At 28.9% G+C, this 2,712-nt stretch carries 2 protein-coding genes and 2 pseudogenes; all 4 read left to right on the top strand.

What is annotated here, in order from left to right; all coding sequences use genetic code 11:
• Nucleotides 1–116, top strand: a pseudogene (locus CD147_RS02840) (replication initiation factor domain-containing protein); the annotation flags it as partial.
• A 7-nt stretch (nt 117–123) separates the two neighbouring features.
• Nucleotides 124–971, top strand: a pseudogene (str, locus tag CD147_RS02835) (streptomycin adenylyltransferase Str).
• 202 nt (nt 972–1,173) lie between these two features.
• Complete coding sequence (locus CD147_RS02830) at nt 1,174–1,527, top strand: hypothetical protein (RefSeq protein ID WP_103165937.1); 354 nt, start codon at nt 1,174–1,176, stop codon at nt 1,525–1,527.
• A 282-nt stretch (nt 1,528–1,809) separates the two neighbouring features.
• On the top strand, nt 1,810–2,712 hold a 903-nt coding region (locus CD147_RS02825; RefSeq protein WP_103165936.1), incomplete at its 3' end, for a replication initiation factor domain-containing protein.

Raw genomic sequence — 2,712 nt, 5'->3', positions numbered from 1 at the left:
AAGAAATATCTCCAGTTGATTTAACGGAATTAATGAAATTGACTTTAAAAGCGAATGAAAAACAATTGCAAAAGCAGATTGATTTTTGGCAGCGTGAATTTAGATTTTGGAAGTGAAAAAACAATGAGGACTGAAAAAGAAATTTTAAATTTAGTTTCTGAATTTGCTTATCAACGAAGCAATGTAAAAATTATTGCTCTCGAGGGTTCAAGAACTAATGAAAATATAAAAAAAGATAAGTTTCAAGATTATGATTTTGCTTTTTTCGTATCAGATATTGAGTGTTTCACACATGAAGAAAGTTGGTTAATTTATTTGGAGAATTATTGTTTATACAGAAACCAGAAGATATGGAATTATTCCCACCTGATTTAGATTATGGTTACAGTTATATAATGTATTTTAAAGATGGCATAAAAATGGATATTACATTAATTAATTTAAAAGATTTAAATCGTTATTTTAGTGATTCTGATGGTCTTGTAAAAATTTTAGTTGATAAAGATAATTTAGTAACTCAAGAAATTGTTCCAGATGACTCATATTATTGGTTAAAAAAACCAACAGAACGAGAATTTTATGATTGCTGTAATGAGTTTTGGAGTGTCTCAACGTATGTAGCAAAGGGTGTTTTTAGAAGAGAAATATTATTTGCTTTAGATCATTTCAATAATATTTTACGTCCTGAATTATTAAGAATGATTTCTTGGTATATTGGCTTTAATAGGGGTTTTGATTTTAGTTTAGGAAAGAATTATAAGTTTATAAACAAATATTTAACTGATAAAGAATTCAATATGTTTTTAGCTACTTTTGAGATGAATGGATATAGAAAGACATACCAATCTTTTAAGCTTTGTTGTGAATTATTTAAATATTATTCAAATAAAGTAAGTTGTTTAGGAAATTATAAATATCCAAATTACGAAAAAAATATTGAGAATTTTATTCGTAATAATTATGAGAATTAATTTTATTAGCAACCACATTTTTGGTTGCTTGGGTTTAGGTTTTGAACTTATGGACTGACTTGTTCAGTCCATTTTTTGTGCTTGCACAAAAACTAGCCTCGCAGAGCACACGGTTTAACGACTTAATTACGAAGTAAATAAGTCTAGTGTGTTATACCTTAGTACTATTAAAGGTCCTATTTCTGATAAATATAGGAGTTTTATGCCGAGAAAATTTTTGGTTGGAATGAGCTATGTGTTAGCTAACAGTGTTAGCGAGTTGGTTGGTGGTTTGTTGGGATTAATCCCAACGAATTACCAACTCAACAACACATTAAGCTCCGTTGGTTCCAACCAAAAAGCAATTGGAATAAATATATTAGGAGTGAGAATAATTAATTTAAAAGCAGATAGAAAAAAATTAACTGTTGAAATAGAAAAACTTATTGGAGACTTAGAGGAATTAAAAGATTTTCATGAAATGTACGATAATCAGTATATATTGCAAAGAATCGTAGAGATTCAAGAAGAGATAGATAATACTATATATAAAGTTTACGGCTTGAAAAGAATATAAAAATAAAGCACTGATCATTAGACCAATGCTTTATTAATAACATATTGCCTCAACTAATGGAGGTATATAATGCGTTTGATTTGTTATAGTGTTATATTAATAACAAAATAAAAAAGAAGTCGCTCACCCAACCGACCAAAGTTTGTGATAGCGACTTACCCAAAAAACACTAAGTTGTTCTTATATGTTTTGTATATCTAGATATTAAACGATATTTAAATATACATCAAGATATATATTCGGGTGAGCGACTTCTTAAATTAAATTAAGGAGTCGATTTTTATGGCAAAAATAACGAAAAATGAGCAAGAAAATTTGGTGGAAAATTACACAAAAAAACCGGCGTACTCTAATAGCCGGTTAAGTGGTAATTTTTTTACCACCCCTCAACCAGAATTAAGTTTTGATGCTATGACAATCGTTGGGAATTTAAACAAAAATAATGCTAAAAAGCTTTCTGAGTTCATGAGCTTTGAACCACAAATACGACTTTGGGATGTACTTCAAACAAAGTTTAAAGCTAAGGCACTTCAAGAAAAAGTTTACATCGAATATGACAAAGTAAAAGCAGATAGTTGGGATAGACGTAATATGCGTGTTGAATTTAATCCAAATAAACTTACACATGAAGAAATGCTTTGGTTAAAACAAAATATTATCGACTACATGGAAGATGACGGTTTTACAAGATTAGATTTAGCTTTTGATTTTGAAGATGATTTGAGTGATTATTATGCAATGACTGATAAAGCAGTTAAGAAAACTATTTTTTTCGGTCGCAATGGTAAACCAGAAACAAAGTATTTTGGCGTGAGAGATAGCAATAGATTTATTAGAATTTACAATAAAAAGCAAGAACGTAAAGACAATGCAGATGTTGAAGTTATGTCTGAACATTTATGGCGTGTAGAAATTGAACTTAAAAGAGATATGGTGGATTATTGGAATGATTGTTTTAATGATTTACATATCTTGAAACCAGATTGGACTGCACCAGAAAAAATAAAAGACCAAGCAATGATTTATATGTTAATTCATGAAGAAGGCACATGGGGAAAACTTGAAAGGCATGCTAAATATAAATATAAGCAATTAATTAAAGAAATATCTCCAGTTGATTTAACGGAATTAATGAAATTGACTTTAAAAGCGAATGAAAAACAATTGCAAAAGCAGATTGATTTT

The sequence above is a fragment of the Staphylococcus devriesei genome (assembly GCF_002902625.1).
In the GTDB taxonomy this organism is placed as follows: domain Bacteria; phylum Bacillota; class Bacilli; order Staphylococcales; family Staphylococcaceae; genus Staphylococcus; species Staphylococcus devriesei.
Note: the sequence above shows the minus strand (reverse complement) of the source record. Positions and strands in the feature narration are given on the sequence as shown.